The following is a 25,153-nucleotide window of genomic DNA, read 5'->3' on the forward strand; positions in this document are numbered from 1 at the left end:
AAATTATTTAACAGCTAAAGCTTTAGCGATTAATTTATCGCCGTCTTTAACTTTCTCTGCAAATTTTTTATATGAAGTTGTTTTTGCTATTACTAACCAAGCTTTATAGTCAGCCTCAGTCATGTAAGCAATTTGAACACCTTTTTCTTTAAATATTTTTTCCATTTTAGTGTCTAAATTTGCAGCTTCTTTAGCCATATATTGTTCTGCTTTTTTTCCTGCAGCTAATAAAGCTTCTTTTTGCTTCTCATTTAATTTATTAAATGATTTTTCAGACATAAGAATTGGTTGATACATAAACCAAAGTGCAAATTTTCCTGGAGGTGTCATACATTTAACTTGTTCGTAAAGTTTAAATGTAACAAAACTTTCTGAGCTAGTGTTAACTCCGTTTAAAACTCCACTTTGTAAACCTTGATAGATTTCATTGCTAGGCATTGAAGCGATAGAAGCGCCTGCTCCTTTTAACATTTCTTCAAACATACTTCCCCCTGCTCTAGTCACTTGTCCTTTTGCAGATTCAGGGCTTGTTATACATTTTGTTTTAGATGCAAATCCACCTGCAAACCATGCATCAGCCAAAACAATTACCCCTTCTTGTTTTAAAATATTTTTAATATCTTTCATAAAAGGAGAAACATTCATACGAGCTGCGTGAGAGTGGTTTTTTACCAAACCAGGCATTAAAGTTGCTCCATACTCAGGTTTGAATCCTGACGCATAATCTAATGGCAGAAGAGTCATATCTAGTTGACCTTCAGTTAGTGGTTTGTACTGCTCTGAACTTTTATATAGTGATGCGCTTGGAAAAATTCTAACATCAACACCAACTTTTGCCTTTGCTACTTCTGATGACAAAATCTCAAGCATTTCATTTCTAGAATCTCCTTTACCTGGAAACTGATGCGATGCTTTTAAAACTATGTCTGCTGAATATGAATTTACTCCTGATAGTATTAAAAAAATACTAACAAGCGCTGTTAAGTGTGCTTTAATTTTCATGATCTCCCCTTAAATTTATTAAGATATTATTCTGATTTGAATGTTGTTCTTTGTCAATGTAATATTGTGTGGATGAAAAATAATTTAGGACCCTTAAAAGGTATAGTTGTATTAGATTTGACAAGGGTTTTAGTTGGTCCTTATTGCACTATGGTCTTATCGGATCTTGGAGCTCGAATTATAAAAGTAGAATCACCTGAAACTGGAGATGACAGTAGAAGTTTTGGTCCATTCATTAAAGATTATTCCGCTTATTTTATGTCTCTTAACAGAGGCAAAGAAAGTATTGCTTTAAATCTAAAAAATAAAGACGATAAAAAAATATTTGAAAAAATATTAGCAAAATCTGATGTGCTAGTTGAAAATTTTAGACCAGGAACATTAGATAAATGGGGCTACTCTTGGGAAGTATTAAAGAAAAAATATCCAAAACTAATTTACGCCTCAGCTTCTGGATTTGGGCAAACTGGTCCTTTAAAAACTTTACCTGCATACGACATGGTTGTTCAAGGAATGGGTGGTCTTATGAGTGTAACTGGTCAGCCTGATGGAAAGCCTACTAGAGTTGGAACTTCGATCGGAGATATTACTGCAGGACTTTTTACAGCAATTGGAATTAATGCCGCTTTATTTGACAGAGAAAAAACTGGCAAGGGTACAAAAATTGATGTGTCTATGCTTGATTGTCAGATTGCAATTTTAGAAAATGCAATCGCAAGATATTTTAGCAATGGTGAAGTTCCTAAACCTATGGGATCACGTCACCCCTCTATAACTCCTTTTGAGGCTTATAAAACAAAAGATAGTTTTGTAATTATTGCAGCAGGTAATGATAAGTTATTTGAAAATCTTTGTAACTCATTGGGATGCAAAGAATACGCTAAAGATAAAAGATTTGTAAATAATAAATTAAGAAATGCTAATGCCAATGATCTAAAATTAATTTTAGAAAAGTATTTAATTAAAAATAATACTAATCATTGGATTAAGCTCTTTACTAAAATGAGCATACCATGTGGACCTATTTATAATATTAAACAAGCTGTAGAAAATCCTCAAATTAAATCTAGAAATATGATTGTAAGTTCAACGCATAAAAAAATTGGAAAATTTAAAATGGCTGGAAACCCAATTAAAATGTCTAATTATAAAGATCCGAGTACTCGAGGTGAAATTCCTGATCTAGACCAACACAGAAAAAAGATTTTAAAAGATTTTAAAATTAAAATTTAATTAAGCTTTGTCTTCTGAAGTTTCTTTTTCAGGAGCCGCTTCTAAAGCGATATCATCATCAAGATCGTCATCATCCGCTTCAATAGCCACACCTTCAGATCCAACTTTTGGTTCTGGAATTTTTCTAGATCTTTTTGAAGGAAGAATGGCCTGACCTGATTTTGAAACTTCACCTTGATAAATATCTTCAAAAGAATCTCCGTCTGGGCTATCGAAATCTTCTTGAGCCACAGCATCGTCCGGATGATCCCTCATACGGTCGATTGTTGACTCTTCTAAATCTTTTACTGAAACTTTTTTTTCTGCAATCTCTCTTAGAGCTAAAACTGTTCGTTTGTCATTATCCACTGGAACTTGTGGAGCATCGCCCACGCCCAATTGTAGAATACGCTCTTTAGCCAAAATGACTAAATCGTATTGGTTATCTACTTGCTGTAAACAGTCTTCAACAGTTACTCGTGCCATAATTTGAATTGACCGTTTTATTCTTAAAGCTTAAATAAATCAAGTTTTTATAAAGATTTATCTGCAATATATTAAGTGATTAATTTAACAAACGATTAATAGGAGCATAAATGGCTAAAGTTACTTTTTTAGGTCTTGGTGTAATGGGTTATCCAATGGCACGTCATATAGCAAAGGCAGGTCATGCCGTTACCGTTTATAACAGAACTACTGCTAAAGCAGAAAAATGGTCTAAAGAGTTCGGTGGAAAATTTGCAAAAACTCCAAAAGAAGCAAGTAAAGATTCTGATTTTGTATTTTGTTGTGTTGGTAATGATAATGATTTGAAAGAAGTAACCCTAGGATCTGAAGGCGCATTTCATTCAATTAAAAAAGGGTCTGTATTTATTGACAACACAACTGCCTCTGCAAAAATCGCAAGAGAATTATTTAAAGCTGCAAAAGAAAAAAGTTTTGGTTTTTTAGACGCTCCCGTTTCTGGTGGTCAAGCGGGTGCTGAAAATGGTCAACTAACAGTAATGATTGGTGGAGAAAATAAAGACTTTGAAAAAGCTCAAGATATAATCAAATGCTATAGCAAAAAAATGAAATTACTAGGTCCTGCTGGAAGTGGGCAGCTTGCTAAAATGGTTAATCAAATTTGTATCGCTGGTGTTGTACAGGGTTTGTCTGAAGCTATTCGTTTTGGTCAAAATGCAGGTTTAAATATGGAAGACGTTATTGAAGTTATTTCAAAAGGAGCTGCACAGTCTTGGCAAATGGAAAATAGATATAAAACTATGATCGAAAATAAATTTGATTTTGGTTTTGCAGTTGACTGGATGAGAAAAGATCTTGGCATTACTCTTGAAGAAGCAAAAAATAATGGATCCGAGCTTCCAACTACTAAAATTATAGATGAGTATTATTCTGAGATTCAAAAAAAAGGTGGAAACAGATTTGATACCTCAAGTCTAATTACTCGACTTAAGAAAAAATAAGTTAAGTGATTAAAGATATCCCAGACTATTATAATAATATTGAAGTAATTCTTGATCAGATATGGTCTTTTTTAGAAAAAGGAGTTAGTGAGCGCGATGAAGATTTCAGACTTCCTATTGTAATTATTAATTCTGAAACAGGAGCTGATGGTAGGATTGTTGTATTAAGAGGAGCTTTTAAAGATAAAAATATATTAAGATTTCACACCGACCATAGATCTCCCAAAATTGTTTCGTTAAAAAAAAATAATAAAATTTATTTTGTTTTTTATAGCAAAAAAAGAAAAATTCAGATTCGAGCTGAAGGCATAGCAACTATTCATAAAGATAATGAGATTACAAAACAAGCATGGAAGAATACACAAATGATGAGTAGAAAATGTTATTTATCTCCTCAAGCGCCTGGCGATTTAATTAATGAATCAGCTTCTGATTTATCAAAAGAAATGGGCGGATCCCTTCCAACTCTTGAACAAAGTGAATTGGGTTATAAAAACTTTTGCGTTATTGAAAGTAAAATAAAAAGCTTTGAATGGCTTTATCTAGCTTCGCAAGGACATAGACGAGCTAAATTTATGTTAGATGAAAATAAAAGTATTTGGTTAGTCCCTTAAACTTTTTTAAAATCAGTTATGTATCTCTTCCAGCCGTCTATATAATGTTGGGCATTTTCAGTAATTACTTTTTTTTCTTCTTCGGTAACTTGCCTGACTACTTTTCCAGGACTACCCATTACTAAAGAATTATCTGGTATAATTTTTCCCTCAGTAATCAAACTGTTAGCTCCAATAATGCAGTTATTTCCAATCACACTACCATTTAGAATTGTTGAACCTATTCCAATTAAGCTATTGTCCATAATTGTGCATCCATGCAGCATAACAAGATGGCCAACTGTAACCATTTTACCAATTTTTAATGGAAAGCCATTGTCGGTATGCAAAACGCAATTGTCCTGAACATTGCTGCCCTCGCCTACAGTAATATTTTCGATATCTCCTCTAATCACTGCATTAAACCAAACGCTAGAATCTTTTTTTAAAACTACATCCCCAATCACATTCGCTGTTGATGCTACCCAATGTTTTCCTTCGGATACTAATTTTTTATTACCTAGTTCGAAGATCATGTTATATTCATAACAAATATTCCAAATAGTAAAATAAAATTATGTCTTTAACAGAAACACCAATATGTAATTTTGGAGAAAAAATTAAAGAGTTTAAATTAAAATCAACAGAAGAAACCTTAATTTCCCTAAAAGATATCAAAGGAATTAATGGAACTTTAATTATGTTTATTTGCAATCACTGTCCTTATGTAAAGGCCGTGATTAAAGAAATAGTAAAAATTACTAATAAACTATCAGATATTGACATCAATTCAGTTGCAATAATGTCTAATGATACAAAAGAATATCCTGAGGACAGTTTTGAAAATATGAAAGAATTTTCAAAAATAAATAGTTTTAAATTTCCATATCTTTATGATGACAATCAAGAAGTGGCTCGTAACTACGGGGCTGTCTGTACTCCTGATTTTTTTGGTTATAATAAAAATAATGAATTACAATATCGAGGTAGAGTTAGAAAACTTAATAATCTAAAACCTGCTCTTGAAAACGAAAGTGAATTGCTAGTTGCTATGGAATTAATATCAAAAACATCAAAAGGGCCAATAAATCAATATCCGAGCATGGGCTGTAATATTAAATGGAAAAAAAATTAAATGATAATTGTAACAACTAGAAACTATCCTCCTGAACTAGGTGGGATGCAAAGTTTGATGGGGGGTCTTACAATTCATTTACATAAACTTCATCCTGTTAAGGTTTTAGCAGATTCATTTTCTGGTGATGAAAATTATGACAAAAATAATTATTTTGAAACTAAAAGAATAGGCGGATTTAAAATTTTAAAAAAATATAGAAAATTTAATCTTCTAAAAGAAATTTTAAACAAAGAACCCGTAAAAGCTATAGTTGCAGATCATTGGAAAAGCATTGAGTTAATAACTGATACTATATTTAACCAAGTCCCAATTTTTTGTTTAATACACGGAAAAGAGATTAATCATTCAATAGGAAGCGCTTTAAATAAAAGATCAATTGCTGCGCTAAAAAAAGCCAAATCTATTATTGCAAATTCACAATTTACTAAAAATTTAGCATTAGAAAAAGGCTACGATGAGCAAAAAATACAAGTGATCAACCCAGGAATTAACGAGCCTCAATTAATTGGCACTAAAACAGATAGTGAGGCTAAAGAAATATTTAATAATTCGGAAATCAAAATTATTACCATCTCAAGATTTGACAAAAGAAAAGGCATCGACTTTTCTTTATTGGCGTTAAAGAATCTTCAGTCTATTTACCCTAATTTTAAATACGTAATTATTGGCAGTGGTGACGAAGAAGAAAATCTTAAAAAAACGACTAAATCACTCGGTTTAGAAAATAATATAGTTTTTAAAAAAAATATAAGTTCTGAATTAAAAAACGCACTACTTAAAAACTCAAATATTTTTTTAATGCCTTCAAGAATTGAAGGAACCTCTGTTGAGGGTTTTGGCATCAGTTATATTGAGGCAGCGAGTTATGGAGTGCCTTCTATAGCAGGAAAAGATGGTGGCGCTCCTGATGCTGTACAAAATAATAAAACTGGAATTTTATGCAATGGAGGCGATCATGCTGAAATTTATGAAGCTTTAAAAACAATTATTCAAAATAAAAGGTATTTGGAACTTGGAAAAAACGCAGAAGAATTTTCTAAAAAATTTTATTGGAAAGAAATAATTAAAAAATATTCAAATTTACTTAACTTATAATTGAGCTTTTAATTAAAGCATAAACTTTATCTGCCATAAGAGATTTTAAATCATCTGTTTGCAAAGCCAAAAATTTTTCTCTTTCAATCGAAACTTTTTTAGGTGTGGTATGAGCTCCAAAAATAACAATGCCTTTAACGCCAAGGTGTGCTGCCATATGAGCTGGCCCCGTATCATTTGCTATGACAAAATGAGATTTTTTAATCAAAGACGCGAGTTGAAAAAAATTTAATGATCTTTCGTTATCTAATGCAATTTTTATATTTAATTCTTTAGCTTCTTTTATTTCATCTGGTCCCGGTGCAACGACTAGTTCAAAATCCGCATGATTTTCTTTTATCAAGTTTATGAGCTCTGCAAAATGAGGCCAGCGCTTATGAATTAAATCTTTAGAACAAAAAGGAAAAAATAAAATATATTTCTTATTACTATCTAAATTATAATTATTGCTATGTTCTATCGCCCAGTTAAAATCTGGTGCTAAAGTGTACTTTGTTTTAATATTGGACTTTCTTAATTGATCATCAAATCTTTGCAAGACTGAGTTATTGTATTGATTTTCGGGAACATCTTTTGAAGTTGACCAGTTTTTTATATTAAAAAGAAAATTTTTATAAAAATTTGTTCTATTAGAATTTTGTAAATCATAAACTTTTTCAAAATTAACATCGTTTATTTTTTTTCGTAAATTGAAGAGATAAAAAAAATTGTATCTGGGTAACCTTTTGTCTTCTATGCAATCATCAACATAAGGACAATTTTGAAATAAGTTTAAATATTTTGATGTAGTTAAAATTGTTATTTTATCATTTTGATGATGTTCTCTTATATCCCTTAAAGCACCGGAAATCTGAACAACGTCTCCTAGAGAGCCAAGTTTTATTATCAAAATATTTGACATATATTATAAAAGAACATTATTGATTAATTATGGAAATTACAAAAAAAATTTACTCTGAAATATCAGCAGGTGAATTGTTCGACAAAATATCAATTCTTGAGATAAAAAAAAATAAAATCAAAGATAAATCTAAAGTAAAAATTGTTTTAAAAGAATTGGGTTCTTTACAAGAAACGGTGAATAGAAATATTAAAAAGTCTAAATCACTTACAAAATTATATAAAAAGCTCAAATCAATTAATCTTAAATTATGGAAAATTGAAGATGACATTAGAGATTGCGAAAGAAAAAGTAATTTTAAAGAGAAATTTATAAAGCTTGCAAGGGATGTTTATTTTACTAACGATGAAAGATCGCGCTTTAAAAACAAAATTAACAGTTTAACAAAATCAAATATTTCTGAAGTAAAAAGCTACAAAAAATATTAATTCGATTTAAGACTTGGAATTTTAGCTCTTAATTTTTTGGGAAGATTTTCATCAATTCTTGCAATAATAAAACCTTCTCCCTTTTCTTTTTCTCTTAAAATTTCTCCATCAGGAGAAATAATTAAAGAATGCCCATATGTTAATCTATCATTATAGTGCCTGCCAGTTTGAGCAGCTGCAAATATATAAGAAAAGTTCTCAATAGCTCTTGCCTTTAATAAAGTATGCCAATGTTTTTCACCTGTTGTCTTTGTAAATGCTGATGGCACAGTCATAAATATTGCGCCTTTTTTTGCAAGCTCTCGATATAAATTGGGAAACCTAACATCATAACAAATAGTAAGTCCTATCAATCCCCAAGGTAACTTTGCTAAAACTTTCTTTTTCCCAGATAAAAATTTTTTAGACTCTTCATATTTTTCTTTTTTTGAAAGCTTCACATCAAACATATGAATCTTGTCATAATAATTTACAATTTTTCCTTTAGGATTAAAAAGTACAGATCTGTTTGCTAGTAACTTTTTTGATAGTTTTATTGGCAATGATCCAATTAAAATCCATTTTTTATAACTCTCTGAAATTTTACTTATAGATTCTAAAAAGAAATTATTATTCATTTCTTCTGCTTTTTCTAAAAGCTCAGTATGATCTAAAGTAAATAAAGAAGTATTTTCTGGAGTAATAATTAAATCTGCCTTTTTCTTAATAGAGTTAATTATTAAATCTGTTGTTTTTTCTAAATTAGAAAAAACGTTATTAGATGAAGTAATTTGAATGCAAGAAACATTAAACATAAAGTTAATGTCCTGGAAAATTAATTAATTTAAAAGTCTTATAACCTTTAGAGTTAAGAGTTTTATTACCTCTTAGATCAAATAAATCGATTAAAAATATAAATGCTGATACTTTTGCTCTACATTTTTCTATTAATTTAGCTGCGGCAATCGCTGTTCCGCCTGTTGCTATCAAGTCATCTACAATAATAACTTTGTCTTTTTTGTTTAATGAAGATTTATGAACTTCAATTGTATCTGTTCCGTATTCAAGCTTAAATTTTTGAGAAATTTTTTTCCCAGGTAACTTATTTTTTTTTCTAAGAAGAACTAATGGCTTTTTATTTAAATAAGCCAAAGCAGAAGCAAAAATAAAACCTCTAGATTCGATTGCAGCAATTTTATTGTGTCTAATTTTTTTTGAAATTATGTGCATTTTCATCAAGGCGTAATTAAAAGCTTTTGCATTTTCAGTTAATGAGGTGATATCTCTGAATAAGATACCTTTTTTAGGATAATTTGGAATAGATCTTATAAATTTATCTAAATTCATTATAATTAATTAATATATTATAAAATAAATATGAAAAGATTATTTGTTGCAGCTCTAAAAGAAGAAACACCAGGTCTAAATTTTTTTAGTCATACTGGAGCTGGAAAGGTTAATGCTGCGTATCACGTTTCAAAATTAATTTTTCAGCACAAACCATCAGAAGTTATTAATTTTGGCACAGCCGGTTCTCTTAAAAAAGGTTTAAAAGGTTTAATTGAATGTACAAAATTTTATCAAAGAGACATGGATGCCAGAGGATTAAATTTTCAACTTGGGGAGACGCCTTTTGACGAAATAAAAGAAATTATCTCATCTGAGAATGGTCATTCATGTGGCTCTGGTGATAGTTTTGTTACATCGGGAATTGAAATGCAAGTAGATGTAGTTGACATGGAAGCTTACGCTATCGCTAAAATTTGCAAAAAAGAAAATGTAAAATTTAGATGTTTTAAATTTATTTCAGATGAAGCAAATGAAAATGCAAAATCTGACTGGATTGAAAATTGCAAAAAAGGTGCCATTCTATTTTACGAACACGCAAAAAAGTTATCTTTAATTTAATAATTATTTTTTTGTGGTAGCGGGAAGTGGGATCGAACCACCGACCTCAGGCTTATGAGTCCTGCGCTCTAACCAACTGAGCTACCCCGCCATATTTAAATAGGGCTTTATTTATAATACTTTTTTGTAAAAAGAAATTTAAATAGAGCTTTTTAATTCATAAATCCTCAAGAATTCCTCAAGTTTAAATCTTCATTTGTCCTAATCTAGCTTATCGTTTTACTATCCTCATTGTGATCAGATTGTGATCGCTTTTTTAAGGCTCAATTAATCGTTGAACTGTAAAAAATTATATCAATTTTAAATTAGGAAAATTATTTTTGAAGTTACTATCTGCTTTAGGGTTTAGTTGTTAAAAATATAAACGCACTAGCTCTTCTTACTTTTTTGCCAGCACAAAGGAAATCTGACCAGTCTTTCCATTGTTTAGTAAATCTTCTTTGAACATTCACAACTATATTATCTGGCTTTGATCCTTCAGAAGTCATACGAAACCACTCCTCTAATGTTTTAAAATTATTTTTTTTAACCGGCTAAAAAAATAATTACTACTCCATTCGAAAACTCAAGCGATTCTAATAAAAAATGAATTATAAAATAAATTTAACAACCTATAGTTTAACAATTATAGATTGAAAAATTAAATTCTGGCGAGAATTTTAAAAAAATAATACAACTTCCAAGTTTTATTTATGGATCTATCTTGAGTAGTAATAATTTATTTTTTAAGAAAAGAGAAAAAGTTGTGTTAGCAAAATCAACTGCTGCATTAACTTGTTTGCTTGGTCTGTTGATAATTTCAAGAGCATCGGCGCAAACTAGTTCAGCAACAGGATCAATGGCTGTCAGCGTAGTGGTATTATCTGGTAGTGACCCCAACAATAATGGAAATACATCATCTTCTTGCTCAGTTTCAGCTAGCAATATGAATTTCGCTGATTACACAGGTTCATTAATTACTGCAACTTAAAGAGTATCTGTTGAGTGCACAAACGGCACAAGTTATTCAATTTCATTTAATGATACTCCAGAAGCAACTCCAGCCTATTATTTAGTTAGAGTTGGCGGAACTAGTGCAATTGCTTCTGATCGATTAAATGTTACTTTTACGAATACTGCTGGCGCCACTATGACCAACGGCGCGGCTACAATCTCTGGAACAGGAGTAGGAATATTATCAAGCGCAACTGCCGGAACTATCACAGGATCAATAGCTGCTTCTCAAACTGGAAAAACAGCAGGTTCATACACTAAAACAATTACATTAAATATAGTATATTAATTACTAAAATTTAATTCACTTAAATAACTAATTCAACTTAGATGCAGATTTAAGCCATAGAGAATCTATTTCGCTTAATTTTAGTTGGTCAAATTCCTTTAAAGACTCCCAATATCTTCCTGATGGAACCATATACGCCAACTCTTCTTCGAGATCTAAAGCTTTTTTTACATATTTAGAATCTAATTTTACGTCTTGCTCACACACCAAATTTTTTTGATCTATTTTTTTTAATAGGTCCGTTATTGATATGCGTGGAAATAGTAATCGTGATTTAGGTAGCTCAGATAAATTAACTACTGCACAATTATTAATCTTGGCAAACGCCATTAAACGAACAGACTTTGCTTCCAAGGATTGTAATGTGATGTCGGAACGTAAAGGATCCGCTTTACCATTCCCATAAAAATGACTTTGCATTCCATATTCTTCTGGATAAATCATGTCACAACCTAAGTAAGCGATCACATCTGGCTTTAAAGCACCTAATGCCCAATAACCAGCTGTAAATGCCATTGTACCTCCTCCATAAACAAATCCTCCAAAAGAATTTTGTTCCGGTACAAATTCACGAGCCGTAACTATTTTTTTATTAATTAAGATTGAATCAGGAGGCAAGTTTGTATTTGGAAAGTCTTCGGGATAAATTAAGTAATTCCAATCTCTTGTTAATTGCCAAGCATTATTAATAACAACGCGACTGGAGAATAAAGACAAATCTTGTTTTTTAATGCTTAAAGCATCTGGTGCACTACCTACAATCAATACAATGTTTAATCTGTAATTCATAATTACTGTTGTCCAATAAGATGTAAAAAAACTTTTCTAATTTGTTGTTCAATTCTATGTTCAAACAAGTATATACCCTGCCAAGTTCCAAGAATTAATTTACTATTTTTTACGCTCAGTGTTAAATTGCTGTTAGTTAACGAAGATTTAATATGTGCAGGCATGTCGTCCTTGCCTTCTGTGTTATGAATATACAAATCGTCATCCATTGGGACTAATTTATCATAAAAATTTAAAAGATCTTTTTGCACATCGTCATCCGCATTTTCTTGAATAATTAATGACGCGCTTGTGTGTAAGATTGATATATTAAGTATGCCATTTGAAATTTTAGAGTGATCTGCAAATTGCAAAACTTTATCTGTAATTTTAATTAATTTATTACCGTTTGTTCTGATGTTCAGTTCGTCAAAAAACTGAGTAAACATTTGATATTGTATGAGAAATTATTTAATTAAAACTAAAGCTAATCCAATAATTAAGCAAAAAGATAGGGCTACAACAATTCTATTTTGGATTTTTTTATCGTATTCATCTCTTGCGTTCTTTTCTAGAACTAGAGTTCTAATATCAGCTCTATTTTTTTTATCAAAATCTGATCTATAGACAACTTCTTGATTGTTTTTGAATATTCCCATGTCTTGGGTTAAATCATAACTAGAAAAAAAATCAAATTCTATTTTAATAAATCTATTGTGTTTGCTTTTTGTTTTGGTAATTAATTTAGATATAAACTTTTTATATAAAAACATGGGATACCCAAAAAAACATAGAGGCCGAAGAAAAGTTGGATCAAAAATAAGAAGAAATAGAAGAAGAAATAAGAAGAAATAGTTTCTTTTACTCTGTAGCTCTTATCCAACCACCACCTAAAACCCTAACGCCTAATTTATCGGGCTTGTAGAATACACATGCCTGTCCAGGGGACACTCCGAATTCTCCTTTTTCAAAAGTTACTACTTCTTTATGAACATCTAGCTTTGACTCTATAAGCTTTCCCGTTGATCTCACTTTAACAAATATATTTTCATTAAAATCAGTGTTTTTATCAGCGAGATAATTAATATTTTCTATTTTGATCTTTTTAATTTCTAACTCTTCTTTTTTTCCAATAACAACTTCTTTATCTTTTGCATTAATCTTAACAACATAATATGGAATTTCTCCTGAAATTTTTATTCCCTTTCTTTGTCCTATTGTAAAATTAATAATTCCCTCATGTCTTCCTAGAATACTTCCTTTGGTATCTACAATGTTTCCGGGTTCATTTGCTTCGGGTCTTAAACGTTCAATCACAGATACGTAGTTACCATTTGGAACAAAACAAATGTCCTGGCTATCTGGTTTATCCGCAACTTCTAAATTAAGTTTTTTTGCAATATTTCTTGTTTCATCTTTAGGAAGATCTCCTAAAGGAAAGTGTAAATAATTTAATTGCTCTTGAGTTGTTGCAAATAAGAAATAAGTCTGATCACGATTTAAATCTTTTGGTCTATACATTTTAGAAATTCCATTATCTATAATTTTTTTTACATAATGGCCGGTAATCAATGCATCAGCATTTAAATTTTTTGCTGATTCAAATAAATCTCTAAACTTAACTGTTTGATTACAATTTACACATGGAATAGGAGTTTCTCCTCTTAAATATGAATCTGCAAATTTTTCTATAACTTCATTCTTAAATTTACTCTCATAATTTAATACATAATGATCGATATCTAATTTTTCTGAAACTCTTTTTGCGTCGTAAATATCTTGCCCTGCGCAGCAGGTTCCGGGTTTTTTATTAATTTGAGCATAATCATAAAGTTGCAAGGTAATACCAACGACTTTATATCCATTCATTTTCATAAGTCCTGCAACAACTGAAGAATCAACTCCTCCAGACATAGCAACAACAACTTTTGTTTCGCTTGGGGACTTATCTAATCCTAATAAATTATTACTTAATTCTGTTTTTAGTATTGCTGTCATAGATAATTTTTAGACACTCTTACATTATAGAAAGAAATAAGTATAAGTAAAAAATGATTTTTGACTATGAGCCCGGAGACTATGTGATTAATCCTAAAAATAAAGAATGGGGTATTGGTCAAATACAATCCATTATTAAAAATATCGTCACTGTTAATTTTGAAAATTCTGGGAAAAAAACAATTGTTGCAGATATAATTCTATTAGAAAAAATTAATGTTAAAAATTAATCTAAAAAAAATAACAGAAGAACTAATCCCAAGCTTTTATGAGGCTGGCAAAGAAAGTATTAGGCTTTCAGGGAAAAATTTAAAAATCACCATAAAAAAAGATAACACCCCTGTTACTAATGGCGACTTATTAGTTGATAAAATTTTACAAGAAAAAATTTCTGATTTAACTCCTGGTATTCAAATAGTTTCTGAAGAAAATGTAGATGAAATAAATAAATTTGATAGAAAAAATTTCTGGCTTATTGATCCCATTGATGGAACTCGTGAGTATATAAAGAATAGAAATGAATATACTTTAAATGCTGCGCTAATTTTGGATAAAAAGCCTGTACTTGGAGTTATTTATGCTCCTAAACTTAAACGATTGTTTTATTCATTTGGAAAAAATAACGCCTTTGAAATTAATAGAAATAGAAAAAGTAAACTAACTAGTAAAAAGCTTTCTAAAAAAAATGAGATTTTAGCGCTATCAAATAGTCCAACCCCTTCAGATATTATTTTAAATATTCATAAAAAATATAACGTTACAAAATTTATAAAGTGTTCAAGCTCACTCAAATTTTGTTTAATAGCATCTGGCGAGTTCGATATTTATGCCGCAAGAGCAAGAGCAAAAGAATGGGACATTGCTGCAGGACATGCAATCGCTGAGCATGCAGGAGCAATATTAACTACTTTCTCTGGTAAAAAAATAATTTACGGTAAAAAAGACTTTGCAAATCCTGCAATGATATTAAGGAGATCGTCTAATCTAACAAGGTAAACTTATATGAAACACGACATCGCAATTAAAATCATAGGCGGAGTTTTTATATTTGGAATAATTTTTTTTATTATATGTGCAAACTTTTTAAGAAATACCGTAAACCAACTTGTTGCTAATAAAAAAAATAAGGAAAGAAAAAAAATTAAAAAGACCAAATCTTCTTCTCGAAAATCTTAAGCTCTTTTTTATCTAGCCCTAATACATTTTTAGAAGTTGAATAACTAAAGCCTGCTCTTGCTAAAACTCCCGTATCTTTTGTATAAAAAATTTCTCTATTTGCATCCGGACGATAAGGTCCTATTCTTCTTCTTCTACAAACTCTAATAGCCGCATAAAAGTCTGGATCGACATTATCTTTCTGAATATCATTCATTGTCTTTTTTAATAACTCACCATCAATTCCCTTCTGGGCTAAGTTCATTCTAATCTTATTTAAGGAATAACCTTTTTTTAGATAATTTTTTGATTTTAACTCTGAATAAATAATATCATTTACAACACCCATGCTCTCAAGATTGCTAATAACTGCGTCTATTTCTCTTAGAATGCTTTCTTTGTCTTTACTTAAATAATCCGTATCCAAGACTTTTCTGTATAAATAAATTCTAAGATCTTTTTTCGAAGGCTGGTATTTATCAAGATATTTTAAAGAAAGTTCTTTAATATCTTCTCTGCTATTTATTGATTGCTTTGCAGATTTATTAAATCTCATATAATAGTGCTTACTAACACATGCTTAACACTTTAAAAGATTTTTTTACCCTGGAAATGATTTATCATTTCACAAATATCGGTGTAATTCCATTATGGATTCTTCTTGCCTTTCTTCCAAGCTGGAACGGAACAAAAGTTTTGGTAAACAGCATATTAGTTCCTCTAATATTAAGTCTTACCTATTTTTATGTATTTTATATTTATGTAAACACTTCGAATGGCATATTTTCTAATATTCTAGATAAGGGAAAAACGTTCGAACTTTACATGGGAATTGATCAGCTTAAAAAAGTGCTGAGTGATAAAAATGTATTGTTATTGTTTTGGATACATTTCTTAACTGCAAATCTTATGTTAGGCGCTTGGATTGCAGCGGACGCTGCTAAAAATAAAGCTCTACAATTTATAGTTTTGGTTCCTTTGATACTTACTTATTTTTTAGGTCCTATTGGACTTGGTGTCTACTTACTCTTAAGACTTCTCGCTGCTCAAAAATTAAAATTATTCGATTAACTCTTAGTAGCTAATAATTTATTTCAGAGTTATAAATAACTATGAAAAAAATAGATTTCTATTTTGATTTAGGAAGTCCTTATTCATATCTTGCTCATACACAAATAAAAAAATTCGAAAAAGAAACTGGTGAAAAAGTAAACTACATGCCAGTTCTTGTAGGAGGACTTCATAAAGAGGCCGGAATTACTGCTCCAGCTTTCATTCCATTAAAGGCAAAATATTTAATCAAAGACTGCAAACTCTGGGCCGATAAATATAAAGTGAAATATCAATTCAATAGATATTTCCCTATTAAAACCGTTAATCTTATGAGAGCGGCATTAGTTGCTGAGAAAGATAATTTTTTTAGATCTTTTGTCGACAAAGCTTTTAATGCTGTTTGGGTTGACTCTATGAATATGAATGACGAAGAAGTATTTCTAAAATTTATTAAAAATCAGGAAATAAATTCTGATTTATTTTCTTTAAAATATAATGATCCAGTTATTAAAAATGATCTCATTAAAAGAACTAATGAATGTTTTAATAAGGGTATATTTGGAGTTCCTGCATTTATTGTAAATGGAAAAATGTTTTGGGGACAAGATCGTTTAGAATTTGTTTTTAACGAAGCTAAAAAATAGTTACTTCTTTTTAACTTCCATTATCTTAAAATTAATTTTTTTTAATGCTTCAAATCCACCTTTTATGTGAGCTACATTTGTAAAGCCCATATCTTTTAAAGTTTTAGCAGCAAGAGCTGAGCGCATTCCTTGAGCACAAAATAATATTTTATTTTTATCAACAGAAAATTCTTCCTTGTAATAGTGACTACTAGGATCTAACCAGAATTCTAGCATTCCTCTTGGGATATGCTTTGCATTCTCAACTGTGCCCTCTCTCCACAACTCTCTAATGTCTCTAATATCTATTAAAATTGTATTATCATCCAATCTTGATTTGGCTTCTTCTGGAGTAAGGTTTTCTATATGTAAACTTGCTTCTTCGACTAATTGCTTATGCGATTTTATCTTCATTAAATGTATTTTATAAAGTATTTTGAATTTATTAAACAGAGTATTATGATCAAAGAGAATAAATTAGCACCAAGTTTTAAAATTCCATCAAGTAATAATAAAGAATTTGAGCTTAAAAATAATAAAAAAAATTTTTTACTAATCTACTTTTATCCAAGAGATAATACGCCTGGCTGCACAAATGAGGCCAAAGATTTTTCAAAACTTTATAAAGAATTCAAAAAATTAAATTGTGAAATTACTGGAATTTCAAAAGATACTATAGAAAGTCATAAAAAATTTATAAATAAATTCAAAATTCCTTTTCAATTATTATCCGATGAAGAAAATATAGTACTTAAAAAATATGGTGCTTGGGGGGAAAAAAGTATGTATGGCAAAAAATTTATGGGGATCAAAAGAACAACAGTTTTAATTAATCCTAAAGGAAAAATAATAAAAATCTGGAACAATGTTAAAGTCACAGATCATGCAAAAGAAGTACTAAATTTTTTAAAAGAAGCTATTTAGAAAATTCTTTTTCAGCAAAGCCTAAATAAAATAGAATAGTTGTAAGATCAGTAAATAGAATGTGATTATCAACGGCCTTCTTTATTATAAGATGTGGACGATAACCCACTCCAAGACCTGAGTTTTTAAGCATTGCAAGATCATTTGCACCATCACCTACTGCGATCGCATGTTTTGTTTTGTTTAAACATTTTTTTTTACAAATATAGTTTAAGTAAAACAATTTAGAATTTTGTTGTCCAGTAATTGGGATATATTCACCTGTAAACTTATTATTTTTTATAACAAATTTATTACTGATTACTTTTTTAAAACCTAAAGTTTTTCCAACATAAGTTGAGATAGGCTGAAAACCACCTGTAACAAGGCTAGTGTGATATCCGTTTTTATTTAAAGTTTTTACTAAAATTCTAGAACCTTGATTAAATCTAATTTTTTTTATAACTCGCTTTATAAGCTGAGTACTTTTGTCTTTTAAGTAACTAACTCTAAATTTTAATGTATCTCTAAGACTAATTTTTCCATCCATCGCAAGTTTGCTTAGCTTATCAATGTCAGCTTTTATTCCTGCAATTTTTACAAGATTATCCAAAGTTTCATCTTTGATCATAGTTGCGTCCATATCTGCTAAAAATATTTTCTTTTTTCTCCACTTAAGATTTTGAATGCAAACGTCAATTTTTTTCTTAAAACAAAACTTTCTAATTTTTTTTCTATTTTTTTTATTTATGTCGCCACAATAAAGATCTAGAGCTCTTTTTGAGAGAATTTTATAATCTTGAGTATCCTGAATTTTTGAAAAAAAATTTATAAGATTTTTATAATCTAATTTATTTTTGGCTACAAAAGTGCAGACTAGTTCTGTAGAACTATTCATATTCATTATCTTTAAATTGAATATATTTTGCTTGGATTACTAAAGGTATTTTCTTAATACTCTCCAAAACAGAATTTTCAATTTTATTATCTGTTGAAATAATAGCGATCGCTTCTCCGCCAGCACTTACTCTGCCTAAATGAAACGTTGCAATGTTAACTCTATTATCTGCTAAAATTTTTGATAAGTCTTTTATAAAACCAGGTTTATCCTGGTTAGTTACGTATAAATTATGCTCTGATAAATCCGCCTCAACTTTAATTCCTTTAATCTCAACTATTCTAGCTCTGCCACCAAAAATGGTACCTGATACTGTTCTTGTTTGTTTTTCTGTAGTCACCGTTAACTTAATTAAAGATTGATAATCATTCTCTTTTTGATGTTTAACTTCTGAAATTGAAATTGATTTACTCTTTGCAACCAAAACAGAGTTAATAATATTAATGCTGTCCGTTGTTGGTTTTAATAAACTATAAATAATTGTTTGTGTAAGTGGAGCGCTATTAACACTTGCAGCACCTCCTTCAAAATCTATTTGAATAGATTTAATAGCATTCTCTGTTAATTGACCGGCAAACCCTCCTAGTAAACTTGATAGCTTTAAGTAAGGCGCAACAGATTGATGTTCTTTTGCAGTTAATGAAAAGGTATTAACCGCGTTAGTTATAGCTCCTGTTTTTAAATAATCTGATATTTGTTCTGCGATTTGCACCGCAACTTTTTCCTGAGCTTCTGTGGTAGAGGCTCCTAAGTGAGGGGTAAGAATTAAATTTTTTGTTCCTAATAAAGGGCTTCCTTTTGGTGGTTCTTCAACAAAAACATCTAAAGCAGCGCTTGCTACATAACCGCTATCTAAATTTTCTTTCAAAGCTACCTCATCAACAAGGCCTCCTCTTGCACAATTAATAATACGTACTCCTTTTTTCATTTTTTTAAATGCTTCTTTATTGATTATATTTTTTGTTTTTTCATTAAGGGGCGTATGCAATGTGATAAAATCTGATCTTTTAAATAAATCATCCAAACTAACTTTTTCAACACCAAGCTCTAATGCTTTTTTATCCTGTAAAAACGGATCAAATACGATTACTTTTAATTTCAGTCCTAAAGCGCGTTGTGCAACAATTGTTCCAATATTACCGCAACCGATAATTCCTAGAATTTTTCCAGTAACTTCTACTCCTTTAATAGTAGATTTTTCCCATTTACCCTCATGAGTAGTTTTGTCGGCATAAGGAATTTGTCTTGCAGTAGAAAGTATTAGCGTAATTGCGTGTTCAGCTGTTGTAATTGAATTTCCAAATGGAGTATTCATCACAACTTTTCCATTACTTGTGGCGGCTTCCAGATCTACGTTATCAACTCCAATTCCAGCTCTACCAATTACTTTAAGTTTTTTACAAGCTTCAATTACTTCTTTTGTAGCCTTTGTTGCTGACCTAACAACAAGAGCATCGCAATCTTGTAGTTCTTTTATTAATGATTTTGTATCAAGATCCGTTTTGGTAATAGCTTCAATTCCATTTTCTTTAAAAATGGCTAGCGCTTCATTACTTAATTCGTCTGCGATTAAAACTTTATACATTTAAATTCGTTAAATAAGCCCACTTAATCCAGGGAAGCAATTTTTCAATATCTGCTGTCTCTATTGTAGCTCCACCCCAGATTCTAAAGCCTGCCGGTGCAGTTCTATAAGAATTCACATCATAAGCAATATTTTCTTTTTCTAATATTTGATTAATAGTTTTTAATTTAGCTGCCTGATCTTCTTTGCTTAATTTTTTAAATTTTGGATCAATAATTTTTAAGCAAATACTAGTTGATGAAATAGTATTTTCTTGTTCAGCCAAGAAATCAATCCAGTCTTTATTTTCTTTAACAAAAAATTTAACTTCATCTAAGTTTTTCTTTGATCTTTTAATAGCACCTTCTGAGCCTCCTATAGATTCAATCCATAACAATGCATCTATGCAATCTTCAACACAAAGCATGGATGGAGTATTAATAGTTTCGCCCTCATAAACACCTTCTAAAACTTTTTTATCTTCAGCTAATCTAAATATTTTAGGAATTGGCCAACTAGGCTGGTATGTTTTAAGTCTTTCTAAAGCTCTAGGCGATAATGCAATCATGCCATGCCCCCCTTCTCCTCCTAAAACTTTCTGCCATGACCAAGTAATTACATCTAATTTTTTCCAATCCATTGGCATTGCAAAAACTGATGATGTTGCATCGCAGATTGTAAGGCCTTTTCGATCATCTTTTATCCAGTCGGCATTGGGTAAGCACACGCCAGAACTGGTTCCATTCCATGTAAAGATAACGTCATTGTTAAAATCAACTTTTGTTAGATCGGGCAGTTTTCCATAATCAGCTTTATGTACATTTAAATTTTTTATTTTTAACTGGCTGACAGCATCTTTTATCCAGTCGTTACCAAAATTTTCCCAACCTAAAATATCAACTCCTGTAAATCCCAACAAACTCCACATTGCCATTTCAATCGCGCCGGTGTCTGAGCCTGCGACAATGCCAAGTTTATAGTCGCTTGGAAGTTTTAATAATGATTTCGATAAAGTGATAACTTCTTTTAATTTATCTTTTGCAATTTTAGAGCGATGTGACCTTCCTAATGTAAAAATTGGCAAGTTAGAAATAGACCAGCCTGGTCTTTTTGCACAAGGCCCCGAAGAAAAAAAAGCTCTGTCTGGTTTTGTCTGTGGTCTTCCAATTGTCATAATTAATATTTTAAACTATTTGCATAAATATCCTGTGGTGTAATTTGCCACAGGATATTTAAAAAAAGATTTAAGCTGCTGCTTGAACGCTAAGATTATGCTTTTGCGCTACGCCTGAAAGAAAGTTCCAAAGATATTTTGCAGTTGTAAGTGCTGCAGTTTCTGCTTTTGCTTGTTCTTCTTTAGAAAGATTGTCTAATAAAACTTCACACTCTTGTCTGTGATAAACATCAGCCTTTTTATGAGTTTCAAAAAATGCAAGTCCAGATTCTGTGTTTACTCCGTAAAACTTCTTAAGACCATCAATCTTAACTTCCGCTATTTCAGGAATTTGTCTTTCGTAAGTATATAAAGAAGCAAGTCCTTCAGCATAAGTTGATCTTCCTTGTTTAAAGAAATTATCAATCATTTCTGAAGTGTGTTTTTCTAATTTTACTTTTTCGATTTCATTTTTGTCAGCTCCTAAAGCTACAGCAAATTGCTTCCATAGTTTAGGGTGATCATTATGTTTGTCTTCCTCATCATTCAAATTCTCAAGTAGAATTTTTCTGTTAGCAATATCTTCACACAATGAATGTGTTGCGCTAATATAACGTGGGAATGCCTTTACATGATGATAATATTGTTCAGCATAATCTTTTATAATTTTTCTGCTTAGTTTTCCTTCATTCCATGCTTGATAGAATGGATGCTTTAACAAATGAAACTCATCTAGTTTTGCGTTTAGTTCTTTTGAAAACATGTTTTTCTCCAAATTGTTTAGTTAAATTATAAATTAATTAAACTTATATACAAACAAGTTAAGGTTGAAAAAAATTAAAAAGATAAAGAAAAATGTGAATAATATTATTTAATCTTTATTGTTAAAATATTTTGAAAATTACTCGAGAACTTGAGGATTTAATAACTCAGCTAATAAAAGCTGAGTTATTAAAAAACGAAATTACTTATTAAACATCTCTTTTAAAGCTTTTGCTGGCAAAAACTTAACTTTTTGAGAAGCTGCGATTTGAATACTTTCACCAGTTCTAGGATTTCTTCCAGTTCTAGCTTTTCTTTTTGCAACTTTATACGTACCAAAACCTGCGATTTTTACAGTTTCATCATTCTTTAATTCAGCAAGAATAATGTCTTGTATTTTATCAAAGGTTTTTTCGGCATCACTCTTGCCCATATTGCAAGCAGTAGCTATTTTAGCCACTAATTGTTTTTTGTTCATTTTTAACCCTTTTGATTCGTTGATTTTTAAATAATGTTGAAAAAACAAAGAAAATCAACATAAATGTAGTATTTGCTTATTTTTCTAACACCATATGTTGATATGATTTATAAGGATTTTTTACTAAAACGTTGTTTTATATGACTTTTTAGAAAATACCTAAGCCTTTGAGGTCATTATACGTTGAAAAAAACATCAGCGTAAAAAGCACGAATAAACCGAACTTAAAGAAGTAAGTTTGCATCTTTTCACTCAATGGTTTTCCTCTAACAAGCTCATAGAAATAAAATACCAAATGACCGCCATCCAATAATGGAATTGGAAACAAATTAATTAGTCCTAAGCTAATTGAAATGTAAGCCATAATAGAAAGAAACGGAATAATTCCAAGTTGAGCAACTTGTCCTGAGATTTGAGCAATCTTTATTGGTCCACCTAATTGATCTGCCTTTTCAGTGCCAATAATCATCTTACCTAAATAGCTCATCGTGGTTGAAACTGTGAACCAGATTTCTTTTAAAGAATAATAAATTGCTTTAGCTGGTCCTAATCTTTGTCTATTGATTTCATTGTTAAGTGGAATGATCTGAATTCCAATCATTTTACGATTAATATTATTTCCTAAATTGTCTTTTGCTTCTTGTGTGATTGACTGAACTTGAAAATCATATTCTTTTCTATCTCTAAGAACTGTTATTTTAATCAAATGCGTTTCTGATAAAGCAATAGACTGCGATACTTCAGTGATACTGTTAATTTTATTATCATTAATTTTAATAATTTGATCATTCTTCTTTAGTCCAGCTTTATAGGCAGGACTATTAATTTTAACATCCTGAATAACAGGGACTGAAAAATCTTTTCCAGCAGTCATATAAATAAAAGAAAATATAACTAAAGCTAAAACAAAATTAGCAATAGGTCCTGCCGATACAATAATAGCTCGCTGATATAATTTTTTTGTTGCGAGTAAATATTTTTGATTTTTTTGTGAAAAACTTGAAGTCTTTTCTGGCTGACTTGCTGAGTTTGCATCGCCAAAGAATTTCACATAACCACCTAATGGTATAAGACAAACTTTCCAGCGCGTTCCATTTTTATCATTCCAGCCAAATAATTCTTTTCCAAATCCAATTGAAAAATCTGTAACTTTTACACCGTATTTTCTTGCATAATAATAATGTCCATACTCATGAACAAAAACAACAACTGAGATCAGAATTATAAAGGGAATAATGGTATTAATGATTGTCATTTAATTAAAAGTTATTAAGAGAATATACAAGCACAACTACTGCAAAAACTAAAACTATAAATCCTGTAATTACATTAGATCTTTTTATAAATGTATAATTTACTTTCTTTTTTAGAAATCTTGCAAACTCAACTAGTATTAACCACCACAACATCGATCCTAAAAAAGCACCCACAAAAAATAATAAAACTAAACCTTTATCAAAATCTTTAAAGCTTACATGCAGATAAGAAAGCAGCGCTATAAATCCAATATAGGTAAGAGGATTGCTTAGGGTAATTATAAAGCCTGAAAAAATATCTTGAGGCCATTTATTGTGATTTACTTTCTTATTACTAATTTTAACTGGGCCACTAAATAACATTCGAAGAGAAATAAAAACTAAACACAAACCACCGATCACCCTTAATATATCTTGGTTTTGTAAAAAAATATTTGAAATTGTATTTAAGCTATATATGGCCAAAAAACCGTACAATGCATCTGCTAAAGCAGCTCCAATTCCAATGCAAATTCCAGAGAATATTCCATATTGTAAAGTAATATTAATACACATCAACGCAACAGCACCAACCGGTAGGGCAAGCAGAAAACCTGATAAAATTCCTATAAGAAAAGTTGTCATACTAAATAAAAAAATTAAAAATTAAAAACGCCATTCATTAACTTTATCAAAAATGAAGTCTCTAAAACTCTTAACGCGAGCAACATTCTTTAAAGATTGCGGATAGACAAAATGAGCTTCGTATTTGGGTCCATCCACATTTGGTAAAACTTTTATTAAGCTGCTTTTTTCTTGAACCATATAATCAGGTAATGCTGCAAGTCCAACACCGCTTTCAACCGCAAGTAACAATGAGTAAATATTATTCACTCTCATTACTGATTTTCTTTTGCTAGAATCTTTTTTGCCAACTTTTAAAATCCAATCTGTTTGCGACAAAGGAGAAGGTGTACCTTTTCCGTAAACAATAAATTTATGTTTATCTAAATCTTTAACGGTATTTGGATAACCATTTTCTTCTAGATATTTTGGCGAACCGTAAATGTGATAATTGATATCGATTAATTTCTTTTGAATATAACTTAGTTGCGTTGGCTGTCTCATCCAAATTGCAACATCCGCTTCTCTTGTACTTAGATCTAACTCTTTATCAGTAACAATTACTTCAACTTCCATTTCAGGATATTTATCCATAAATTCTTTAATACGAGGTGTCAGCCAAATACTTCCAAAACCAACAACTGTTGTTACTATTAACCTTCCAGATGGTTTGTCTTTCTTTTCCATTAAAGAAGTTTCAACATCTTTAAGATGAATTATGACTTCATTTGCTGTTTTAAAAAGTGTTTCACCGTCTTCCGTAAGGGAGAGTCCTCTTGCATGTCTTTCAAATAAAGATGTTTTTAAAGTATGCTCTAAAGATTGAATCTGGCGACTAATAGCAGATTGACTTAAGTTTAAAGTACCGGAGGCTTCAGTAAAACTTCCTGCTTGAGCAACCGCATGAAATATTTTAAGTTTATCCCAATCCATAA

General features: G+C 30.4%; 35 protein-coding genes and 1 tRNA gene. 13 read left to right on the forward strand and 23 right to left on the reverse strand.

All coding sequences use genetic code 11. The features are described 5' to 3' along the window. Positions 1-3 precede the first annotated feature (3 nt). Positions 4-1,002, reverse strand: a complete 999-nt coding sequence (gene dctP, locus AC8IG9_RS04835; protein ID WP_507425675.1) for a TRAP transporter substrate-binding protein DctP — start codon at positions 1,000-1,002, stop codon at positions 4-6. 72 nt (positions 1,003-1,074) lie between these two features. Between dctP and AC8IG9_RS04840 the strand changes: the two genes are divergently transcribed. Then, positions 1,075-2,235: a CaiB/BaiF CoA transferase family protein gene (locus tag AC8IG9_RS04840; RefSeq protein WP_507425676.1), complete on the forward strand. Its 1,161-nt coding sequence runs from the start codon at positions 1,075-1,077 to the stop codon at positions 2,233-2,235. On the opposite strand, the gene rpoZ is transcribed toward AC8IG9_RS04840, so the two are convergent. Next, the gene (rpoZ, locus tag AC8IG9_RS04845; RefSeq protein WP_507425677.1) at positions 2,236-2,700 is read right to left on the reverse strand and encodes a DNA-directed RNA polymerase subunit omega; all 465 of its coding nucleotides are present in this window, start codon (positions 2,698-2,700) and stop codon (positions 2,236-2,238) included. Between the two features lie 110 nt (positions 2,701-2,810). Here rpoZ and AC8IG9_RS04850 point away from each other — a divergent pair, with 110 nt between their 5' ends. Both AC8IG9_RS04850 and AC8IG9_RS04855 read left to right on the forward strand, forming a co-directional pair. Then, on the forward strand, positions 2,811-3,680 hold the full coding sequence (locus AC8IG9_RS04850; RefSeq protein ID WP_507425678.1) for an NAD(P)-dependent oxidoreductase: 870 nt from the start codon (positions 2,811-2,813) through the stop codon (positions 3,678-3,680). A 5-nt stretch (positions 3,681-3,685) separates the two neighbouring features. Beyond that, positions 3,686-4,294 (forward strand): pyridoxamine 5'-phosphate oxidase family protein, encoded by a 609-nt coding sequence (locus tag AC8IG9_RS04855; protein ID WP_507425679.1) that lies wholly within the window; start codon positions 3,686-3,688, stop codon positions 4,292-4,294. Here AC8IG9_RS04855 and AC8IG9_RS04860 read toward each other — a convergent pair. Continuing rightward, the gene (locus tag AC8IG9_RS04860) at positions 4,291-4,809 is read right to left on the reverse strand and encodes a gamma carbonic anhydrase family protein (protein WP_507425680.1); all 519 of its coding nucleotides are present in this window, start codon (positions 4,807-4,809) and stop codon (positions 4,291-4,293) included. The genes AC8IG9_RS04855 and AC8IG9_RS04860 overlap by 4 nt on opposite strands. A 41-nt stretch (positions 4,810-4,850) precedes the next feature. Between AC8IG9_RS04860 and AC8IG9_RS04865 the strand changes: the two genes are divergently transcribed. Both AC8IG9_RS04865 and AC8IG9_RS04870 read left to right on the forward strand, forming a co-directional pair. Next, positions 4,851-5,408 (forward strand): thioredoxin family protein, encoded by a 558-nt coding sequence (locus AC8IG9_RS04865; RefSeq protein WP_507425681.1) that lies wholly within the window; start codon positions 4,851-4,853, stop codon positions 5,406-5,408. Continuing rightward, positions 5,409-6,506 carry a glycosyltransferase family 4 protein gene (locus AC8IG9_RS04870; RefSeq protein ID WP_507425682.1) on the forward strand — a complete coding sequence of 366 codons (1,098 nt, stop codon included), beginning with the start codon at positions 5,409-5,411 and terminating at the stop codon, positions 6,504-6,506. It begins immediately after the preceding gene. Here AC8IG9_RS04870 and AC8IG9_RS04875 read toward each other — a convergent pair. Then, entirely contained in the window at positions 6,496-7,407 is a 912-nt protein-coding gene (locus AC8IG9_RS04875; RefSeq protein WP_507425683.1) for a glycosyltransferase family 9 protein, read from the reverse strand. The two genes, AC8IG9_RS04870 and AC8IG9_RS04875, sit on opposite strands and share 11 nt — an antisense overlap. A 29-nt stretch (positions 7,408-7,436) precedes the next feature. Here AC8IG9_RS04875 and AC8IG9_RS04880 point away from each other — a divergent pair, with 29 nt between their 5' ends. Then, positions 7,437-7,835 carry a DUF6165 family protein gene (locus tag AC8IG9_RS04880; RefSeq protein WP_507425684.1) on the forward strand — a complete coding sequence of 133 codons (399 nt, stop codon included), beginning with the start codon at positions 7,437-7,439 and terminating at the stop codon, positions 7,833-7,835. Here AC8IG9_RS04880 and AC8IG9_RS04885 read toward each other — a convergent pair. Both AC8IG9_RS04885 and AC8IG9_RS04890 read right to left on the reverse strand, forming a co-directional pair. After that, positions 7,832-8,629, reverse strand: a complete 798-nt coding sequence (locus AC8IG9_RS04885) for a nitrilase-related carbon-nitrogen hydrolase (RefSeq protein ID WP_507425685.1) — start codon at positions 8,627-8,629, stop codon at positions 7,832-7,834. The genes AC8IG9_RS04880 and AC8IG9_RS04885 overlap by 4 nt on opposite strands. 4 nt (positions 8,630-8,633) lie before the next feature. Further along, the gene (locus AC8IG9_RS04890; protein ID WP_507425686.1) at positions 8,634-9,161 is read right to left on the reverse strand and encodes an adenine phosphoribosyltransferase; all 528 of its coding nucleotides are present in this window, start codon (positions 9,159-9,161) and stop codon (positions 8,634-8,636) included. Positions 9,162-9,191: 30 nt separating this feature from the next. On the opposite strand from AC8IG9_RS04890, the gene AC8IG9_RS04895 reads away from it, so the two are divergent. After that, positions 9,192-9,722: a 5'-methylthioadenosine/S-adenosylhomocysteine nucleosidase family protein gene (locus AC8IG9_RS04895; protein ID WP_507425687.1), complete on the forward strand. Its 531-nt coding sequence runs from the start codon at positions 9,192-9,194 to the stop codon at positions 9,720-9,722. A gap of 14 nt (positions 9,723-9,736) precedes the next feature. Here the strand turns inward: AC8IG9_RS04895 and AC8IG9_RS04900 are convergent. The 3 genes from AC8IG9_RS04900 to AC8IG9_RS04910 form a co-directional block, all read right to left on the reverse strand. Next, positions 9,737-9,813: transfer RNA gene (locus tag AC8IG9_RS04900), tRNA-Met, on the reverse strand. Positions 9,814-10,060: 247 nt separating this feature from the next. After that, positions 10,061-10,210 (reverse strand): hypothetical protein, encoded by a 150-nt coding sequence (locus tag AC8IG9_RS04905; RefSeq protein ID WP_507425688.1) that lies wholly within the window; start codon positions 10,208-10,210, stop codon positions 10,061-10,063. 202 nt (positions 10,211-10,412) lie between these two features. Next, on the reverse strand, positions 10,413-10,646 hold the full coding sequence (locus AC8IG9_RS04910; protein ID WP_507425689.1) for a hypothetical protein: 234 nt from the start codon (positions 10,644-10,646) through the stop codon (positions 10,413-10,415). A gap of 205 nt (positions 10,647-10,851) precedes the next feature. Here AC8IG9_RS04910 and AC8IG9_RS04915 point away from each other — a divergent pair, with 205 nt between their 5' ends. Further along, positions 10,852-11,004 carry a hypothetical protein gene (locus AC8IG9_RS04915; RefSeq protein ID WP_507425690.1) on the forward strand — a complete coding sequence of 51 codons (153 nt, stop codon included), beginning with the start codon at positions 10,852-10,854 and terminating at the stop codon, positions 11,002-11,004. 27 nt (positions 11,005-11,031) lie between these two features. Here AC8IG9_RS04915 and AC8IG9_RS04920 read toward each other — a convergent pair whose 3' ends face one another. From AC8IG9_RS04920 to mnmA, 4 genes are all read right to left on the reverse strand, one after another. Further along, positions 11,032-11,793, reverse strand: a complete 762-nt coding sequence (locus tag AC8IG9_RS04920) for a hypothetical protein (protein ID WP_507425691.1) — start codon at positions 11,791-11,793, stop codon at positions 11,032-11,034. A 2-nt stretch (positions 11,794-11,795) separates the two neighbouring features. Beyond that, positions 11,796-12,221: a secondary thiamine-phosphate synthase enzyme YjbQ gene (locus AC8IG9_RS04925; protein ID WP_507425692.1), complete on the reverse strand. Its 426-nt coding sequence runs from the start codon at positions 12,219-12,221 to the stop codon at positions 11,796-11,798. A gap of 18 nt (positions 12,222-12,239) precedes the next feature. After that, positions 12,240-12,545, reverse strand: coding sequence for a hypothetical protein (locus tag AC8IG9_RS04930; RefSeq protein WP_507425693.1), 306 nt, complete (start codon positions 12,543-12,545; stop codon positions 12,240-12,242). A gap of 88 nt (positions 12,546-12,633) precedes the next feature. After that, positions 12,634-13,770 (reverse strand): tRNA 2-thiouridine(34) synthase MnmA, encoded by a 1,137-nt coding sequence (mnmA, locus tag AC8IG9_RS04935; protein ID WP_507425694.1) that lies wholly within the window; start codon positions 13,768-13,770, stop codon positions 12,634-12,636. A gap of 53 nt (positions 13,771-13,823) precedes the next feature. Between mnmA and AC8IG9_RS04940 the strand changes: the two genes are divergently transcribed. Together AC8IG9_RS04940 and AC8IG9_RS04945 are read left to right on the forward strand one after the other, a co-directional pair. Further along, positions 13,824-14,000, forward strand: a complete 177-nt coding sequence (locus AC8IG9_RS04940; protein WP_017971703.1) for a DUF3553 domain-containing protein — start codon at positions 13,824-13,826, stop codon at positions 13,998-14,000. Continuing rightward, on the forward strand, positions 13,987-14,766 hold the full coding sequence (locus AC8IG9_RS04945) for a 3'(2'),5'-bisphosphate nucleotidase CysQ family protein (protein ID WP_507425695.1): 780 nt from the start codon (positions 13,987-13,989) through the stop codon (positions 14,764-14,766). Before AC8IG9_RS04940 ends, AC8IG9_RS04945 begins: the two co-directional genes overlap by 14 nt. Positions 14,767-14,911: 145 nt before the next feature. On the opposite strand, the gene AC8IG9_RS04950 is transcribed toward AC8IG9_RS04945, so the two are convergent. Beyond that, the gene (locus AC8IG9_RS04950; protein WP_507425696.1) at positions 14,912-15,481 is read right to left on the reverse strand and encodes a regulatory protein RecX; all 570 of its coding nucleotides are present in this window, start codon (positions 15,479-15,481) and stop codon (positions 14,912-14,914) included. Positions 15,482-15,501: 20 nt separating this feature from the next. Here AC8IG9_RS04950 and AC8IG9_RS04955 point away from each other — a divergent pair, with 20 nt between their 5' ends. Continuing rightward, positions 15,502-15,996 (forward strand): ABA4-like family protein, encoded by a 495-nt coding sequence (locus AC8IG9_RS04955; protein WP_507425697.1) that lies wholly within the window; start codon positions 15,502-15,504, stop codon positions 15,994-15,996. A 41-nt stretch (positions 15,997-16,037) separates the two neighbouring features. Further along, positions 16,038-16,622 (forward strand): 2-hydroxychromene-2-carboxylate isomerase, encoded by a 585-nt coding sequence (locus AC8IG9_RS04960; protein WP_507425698.1) that lies wholly within the window; start codon positions 16,038-16,040, stop codon positions 16,620-16,622. Here AC8IG9_RS04960 and AC8IG9_RS04965 read toward each other — a convergent pair whose 3' ends face one another. Beyond that, positions 16,623-17,015, reverse strand: coding sequence for a rhodanese-like domain-containing protein (locus AC8IG9_RS04965; RefSeq protein ID WP_507425699.1), 393 nt, complete (start codon positions 17,013-17,015; stop codon positions 16,623-16,625). Positions 17,016-17,060: 45 nt separating this feature from the next. Here AC8IG9_RS04965 and bcp point away from each other — a divergent pair, with 45 nt between their 5' ends. Then, a complete protein-coding gene (gene bcp / locus AC8IG9_RS04970; protein WP_507425700.1) occupies positions 17,061-17,525 on the forward strand; it encodes a thioredoxin-dependent thiol peroxidase in 465 nt (154 codons plus the stop codon). Here bcp and serB read toward each other — a convergent pair. The 8 genes from serB to AC8IG9_RS05010 form a co-directional block, all read right to left on the reverse strand. Then, entirely contained in the window at positions 17,518-18,402 is an 885-nt protein-coding gene (serB, locus tag AC8IG9_RS04975) for a phosphoserine phosphatase SerB (RefSeq protein WP_507425701.1), read from the reverse strand. The two genes, bcp and serB, sit on opposite strands and share 8 nt — an antisense overlap. Continuing rightward, the gene (gene serA, locus AC8IG9_RS04980; protein ID WP_507425702.1) at positions 18,395-19,987 is read right to left on the reverse strand and encodes a phosphoglycerate dehydrogenase; all 1,593 of its coding nucleotides are present in this window, start codon (positions 19,985-19,987) and stop codon (positions 18,395-18,397) included. The genes serB and serA overlap by 8 nt, the downstream gene beginning before the upstream one ends. Beyond that, positions 19,980-21,140: a phosphoserine transaminase gene (locus AC8IG9_RS04985; protein ID WP_507425703.1), complete on the reverse strand. Its 1,161-nt coding sequence runs from the start codon at positions 21,138-21,140 to the stop codon at positions 19,980-19,982. Before AC8IG9_RS04985 ends, serA begins: the two co-directional genes overlap by 8 nt. Before the next feature lie 70 nt (positions 21,141-21,210). Continuing rightward, entirely contained in the window at positions 21,211-21,882 is a 672-nt protein-coding gene (locus AC8IG9_RS04990; RefSeq protein ID WP_507425704.1) for a CADD family putative folate metabolism protein, read from the reverse strand. 201 nt (positions 21,883-22,083) lie between these two features. Beyond that, on the reverse strand, positions 22,084-22,359 hold the full coding sequence (locus AC8IG9_RS04995; RefSeq protein ID WP_026151779.1) for an HU family DNA-binding protein: 276 nt from the start codon (positions 22,357-22,359) through the stop codon (positions 22,084-22,086). Positions 22,360-22,507: 148 nt separating this feature from the next. Then, on the reverse strand, positions 22,508-23,614 hold the full coding sequence (gene rseP / locus AC8IG9_RS05000; protein WP_507425705.1) for an RIP metalloprotease RseP: 1,107 nt from the start codon (positions 23,612-23,614) through the stop codon (positions 22,508-22,510). Between the two features lie 4 nt (positions 23,615-23,618). Beyond that, complete coding sequence (locus AC8IG9_RS05005) at positions 23,619-24,239, reverse strand: LysE family translocator (protein ID WP_507425706.1); 621 nt, start codon at positions 24,237-24,239, stop codon at positions 23,619-23,621. Between the two features lie 21 nt (positions 24,240-24,260). Further along, entirely contained in the window at positions 24,261-25,151 is an 891-nt protein-coding gene (locus AC8IG9_RS05010; protein WP_507425707.1) for a LysR family transcriptional regulator, read from the reverse strand. Positions 25,152-25,153: the final 2 nt, after the last annotated feature.

Source organism: Candidatus Allofontibacter sp., from assembly GCF_040404065.1.
Taxonomy (GTDB): domain Bacteria; phylum Pseudomonadota; class Alphaproteobacteria; order Pelagibacterales; family Pelagibacteraceae; genus Fontibacterium.

Excerpts from the sequence above, each read along its gene's own strand:
- dctP (WP_507425675.1), bottom strand. The coding sequence starts at position 1,002 with ATGAAAATTAAAGCACACTTAACAGCGCTTGTTAGTATTTTTTTAATA.
- AC8IG9_RS04840 (WP_507425676.1), top strand. The coding sequence starts at position 1,075 with ATGAAAAATAATTTAGGACCCTTAAAAGGTATAGTTGTATTAGATTTG.
- rpoZ (WP_507425677.1), bottom strand. The coding sequence starts at position 2,700 with ATGGCACGAGTAACTGTTGAAGACTGTTTACAGCAAGTAGATAACCAA.
- AC8IG9_RS04850 (WP_507425678.1), top strand. The coding sequence starts at position 2,811 with ATGGCTAAAGTTACTTTTTTAGGTCTTGGTGTAATGGGTTATCCAATG.
- AC8IG9_RS04860 (WP_507425680.1), bottom strand. The coding sequence starts at position 4,809 with ATGATCTTCGAACTAGGTAATAAAAAATTAGTATCCGAAGGAAAACAT.
- AC8IG9_RS04865 (WP_507425681.1), top strand. The coding sequence starts at position 4,851 with ATGTCTTTAACAGAAACACCAATATGTAATTTTGGAGAAAAAATTAAA.
- AC8IG9_RS04870 (WP_507425682.1), top strand. The coding sequence starts at position 5,409 with ATGATAATTGTAACAACTAGAAACTATCCTCCTGAACTAGGTGGGATG.
- AC8IG9_RS04875 (WP_507425683.1), bottom strand. The coding sequence starts at position 7,407 with ATGTCAAATATTTTGATAATAAAACTTGGCTCTCTAGGAGACGTTGTT.
- AC8IG9_RS04880 (WP_507425684.1), top strand. The coding sequence starts at position 7,437 with ATGGAAATTACAAAAAAAATTTACTCTGAAATATCAGCAGGTGAATTG.
- AC8IG9_RS04885 (WP_507425685.1), bottom strand. The coding sequence starts at position 8,629 with ATGTTTAATGTTTCTTGCATTCAAATTACTTCATCTAATAACGTTTTT.
- AC8IG9_RS04890 (WP_507425686.1), bottom strand. The coding sequence starts at position 9,161 with ATGAATTTAGATAAATTTATAAGATCTATTCCAAATTATCCTAAAAAA.
- AC8IG9_RS04895 (WP_507425687.1), top strand. The coding sequence starts at position 9,192 with ATGAAAAGATTATTTGTTGCAGCTCTAAAAGAAGAAACACCAGGTCTA.
- AC8IG9_RS04905 (WP_507425688.1), bottom strand. The coding sequence starts at position 10,210 with ATGACTTCTGAAGGATCAAAGCCAGATAATATAGTTGTGAATGTTCAA.
- AC8IG9_RS04915 (WP_507425690.1), top strand. The coding sequence starts at position 10,852 with ATGACCAACGGCGCGGCTACAATCTCTGGAACAGGAGTAGGAATATTA.
- AC8IG9_RS04920 (WP_507425691.1), bottom strand. The coding sequence starts at position 11,793 with ATGAATTACAGATTAAACATTGTATTGATTGTAGGTAGTGCACCAGAT.
- AC8IG9_RS04925 (WP_507425692.1), bottom strand. The coding sequence starts at position 12,221 with ATGTTTACTCAGTTTTTTGACGAACTGAACATCAGAACAAACGGTAAT.
- AC8IG9_RS04930 (WP_507425693.1), bottom strand. The coding sequence starts at position 12,545 with ATGTTTTTATATAAAAAGTTTATATCTAAATTAATTACCAAAACAAAA.
- mnmA (WP_507425694.1), bottom strand. The coding sequence starts at position 13,770 with ATGACAGCAATACTAAAAACAGAATTAAGTAATAATTTATTAGGATTA.
- AC8IG9_RS04940 (WP_017971703.1), top strand. The coding sequence starts at position 13,824 with ATGATTTTTGACTATGAGCCCGGAGACTATGTGATTAATCCTAAAAAT.
- AC8IG9_RS04945 (WP_507425695.1), top strand. The coding sequence starts at position 13,987 with ATGTTAAAAATTAATCTAAAAAAAATAACAGAAGAACTAATCCCAAGC.
- AC8IG9_RS04950 (WP_507425696.1), bottom strand. The coding sequence starts at position 15,481 with ATGAGATTTAATAAATCTGCAAAGCAATCAATAAATAGCAGAGAAGAT.
- AC8IG9_RS04955 (WP_507425697.1), top strand. The coding sequence starts at position 15,502 with ATGCTTAACACTTTAAAAGATTTTTTTACCCTGGAAATGATTTATCAT.
- AC8IG9_RS04960 (WP_507425698.1), top strand. The coding sequence starts at position 16,038 with ATGAAAAAAATAGATTTCTATTTTGATTTAGGAAGTCCTTATTCATAT.
- AC8IG9_RS04965 (WP_507425699.1), bottom strand. The coding sequence starts at position 17,015 with ATGAAGATAAAATCGCATAAGCAATTAGTCGAAGAAGCAAGTTTACAT.
- bcp (WP_507425700.1), top strand. The coding sequence starts at position 17,061 with ATGATCAAAGAGAATAAATTAGCACCAAGTTTTAAAATTCCATCAAGT.
- serB (WP_507425701.1), bottom strand. The coding sequence starts at position 18,402 with ATGAATAGTTCTACAGAACTAGTCTGCACTTTTGTAGCCAAAAATAAA.
- serA (WP_507425702.1), bottom strand. The coding sequence starts at position 19,987 with ATGTATAAAGTTTTAATCGCAGACGAATTAAGTAATGAAGCGCTAGCC.
- AC8IG9_RS04985 (WP_507425703.1), bottom strand. The coding sequence starts at position 21,140 with ATGACAATTGGAAGACCACAGACAAAACCAGACAGAGCTTTTTTTTCT.
- AC8IG9_RS04990 (WP_507425704.1), bottom strand. The coding sequence starts at position 21,882 with ATGTTTTCAAAAGAACTAAACGCAAAACTAGATGAGTTTCATTTGTTA.
- AC8IG9_RS04995 (WP_026151779.1), bottom strand. The coding sequence starts at position 22,359 with ATGAACAAAAAACAATTAGTGGCTAAAATAGCTACTGCTTGCAATATG.
- rseP (WP_507425705.1), bottom strand. The coding sequence starts at position 23,614 with ATGACAATCATTAATACCATTATTCCCTTTATAATTCTGATCTCAGTT.
- AC8IG9_RS05005 (WP_507425706.1), bottom strand. The coding sequence starts at position 24,239 with ATGACAACTTTTCTTATAGGAATTTTATCAGGTTTTCTGCTTGCCCTA.
- AC8IG9_RS05010 (WP_507425707.1), bottom strand. The coding sequence starts at position 25,151 with ATGGATTGGGATAAACTTAAAATATTTCATGCGGTTGCTCAAGCAGGA.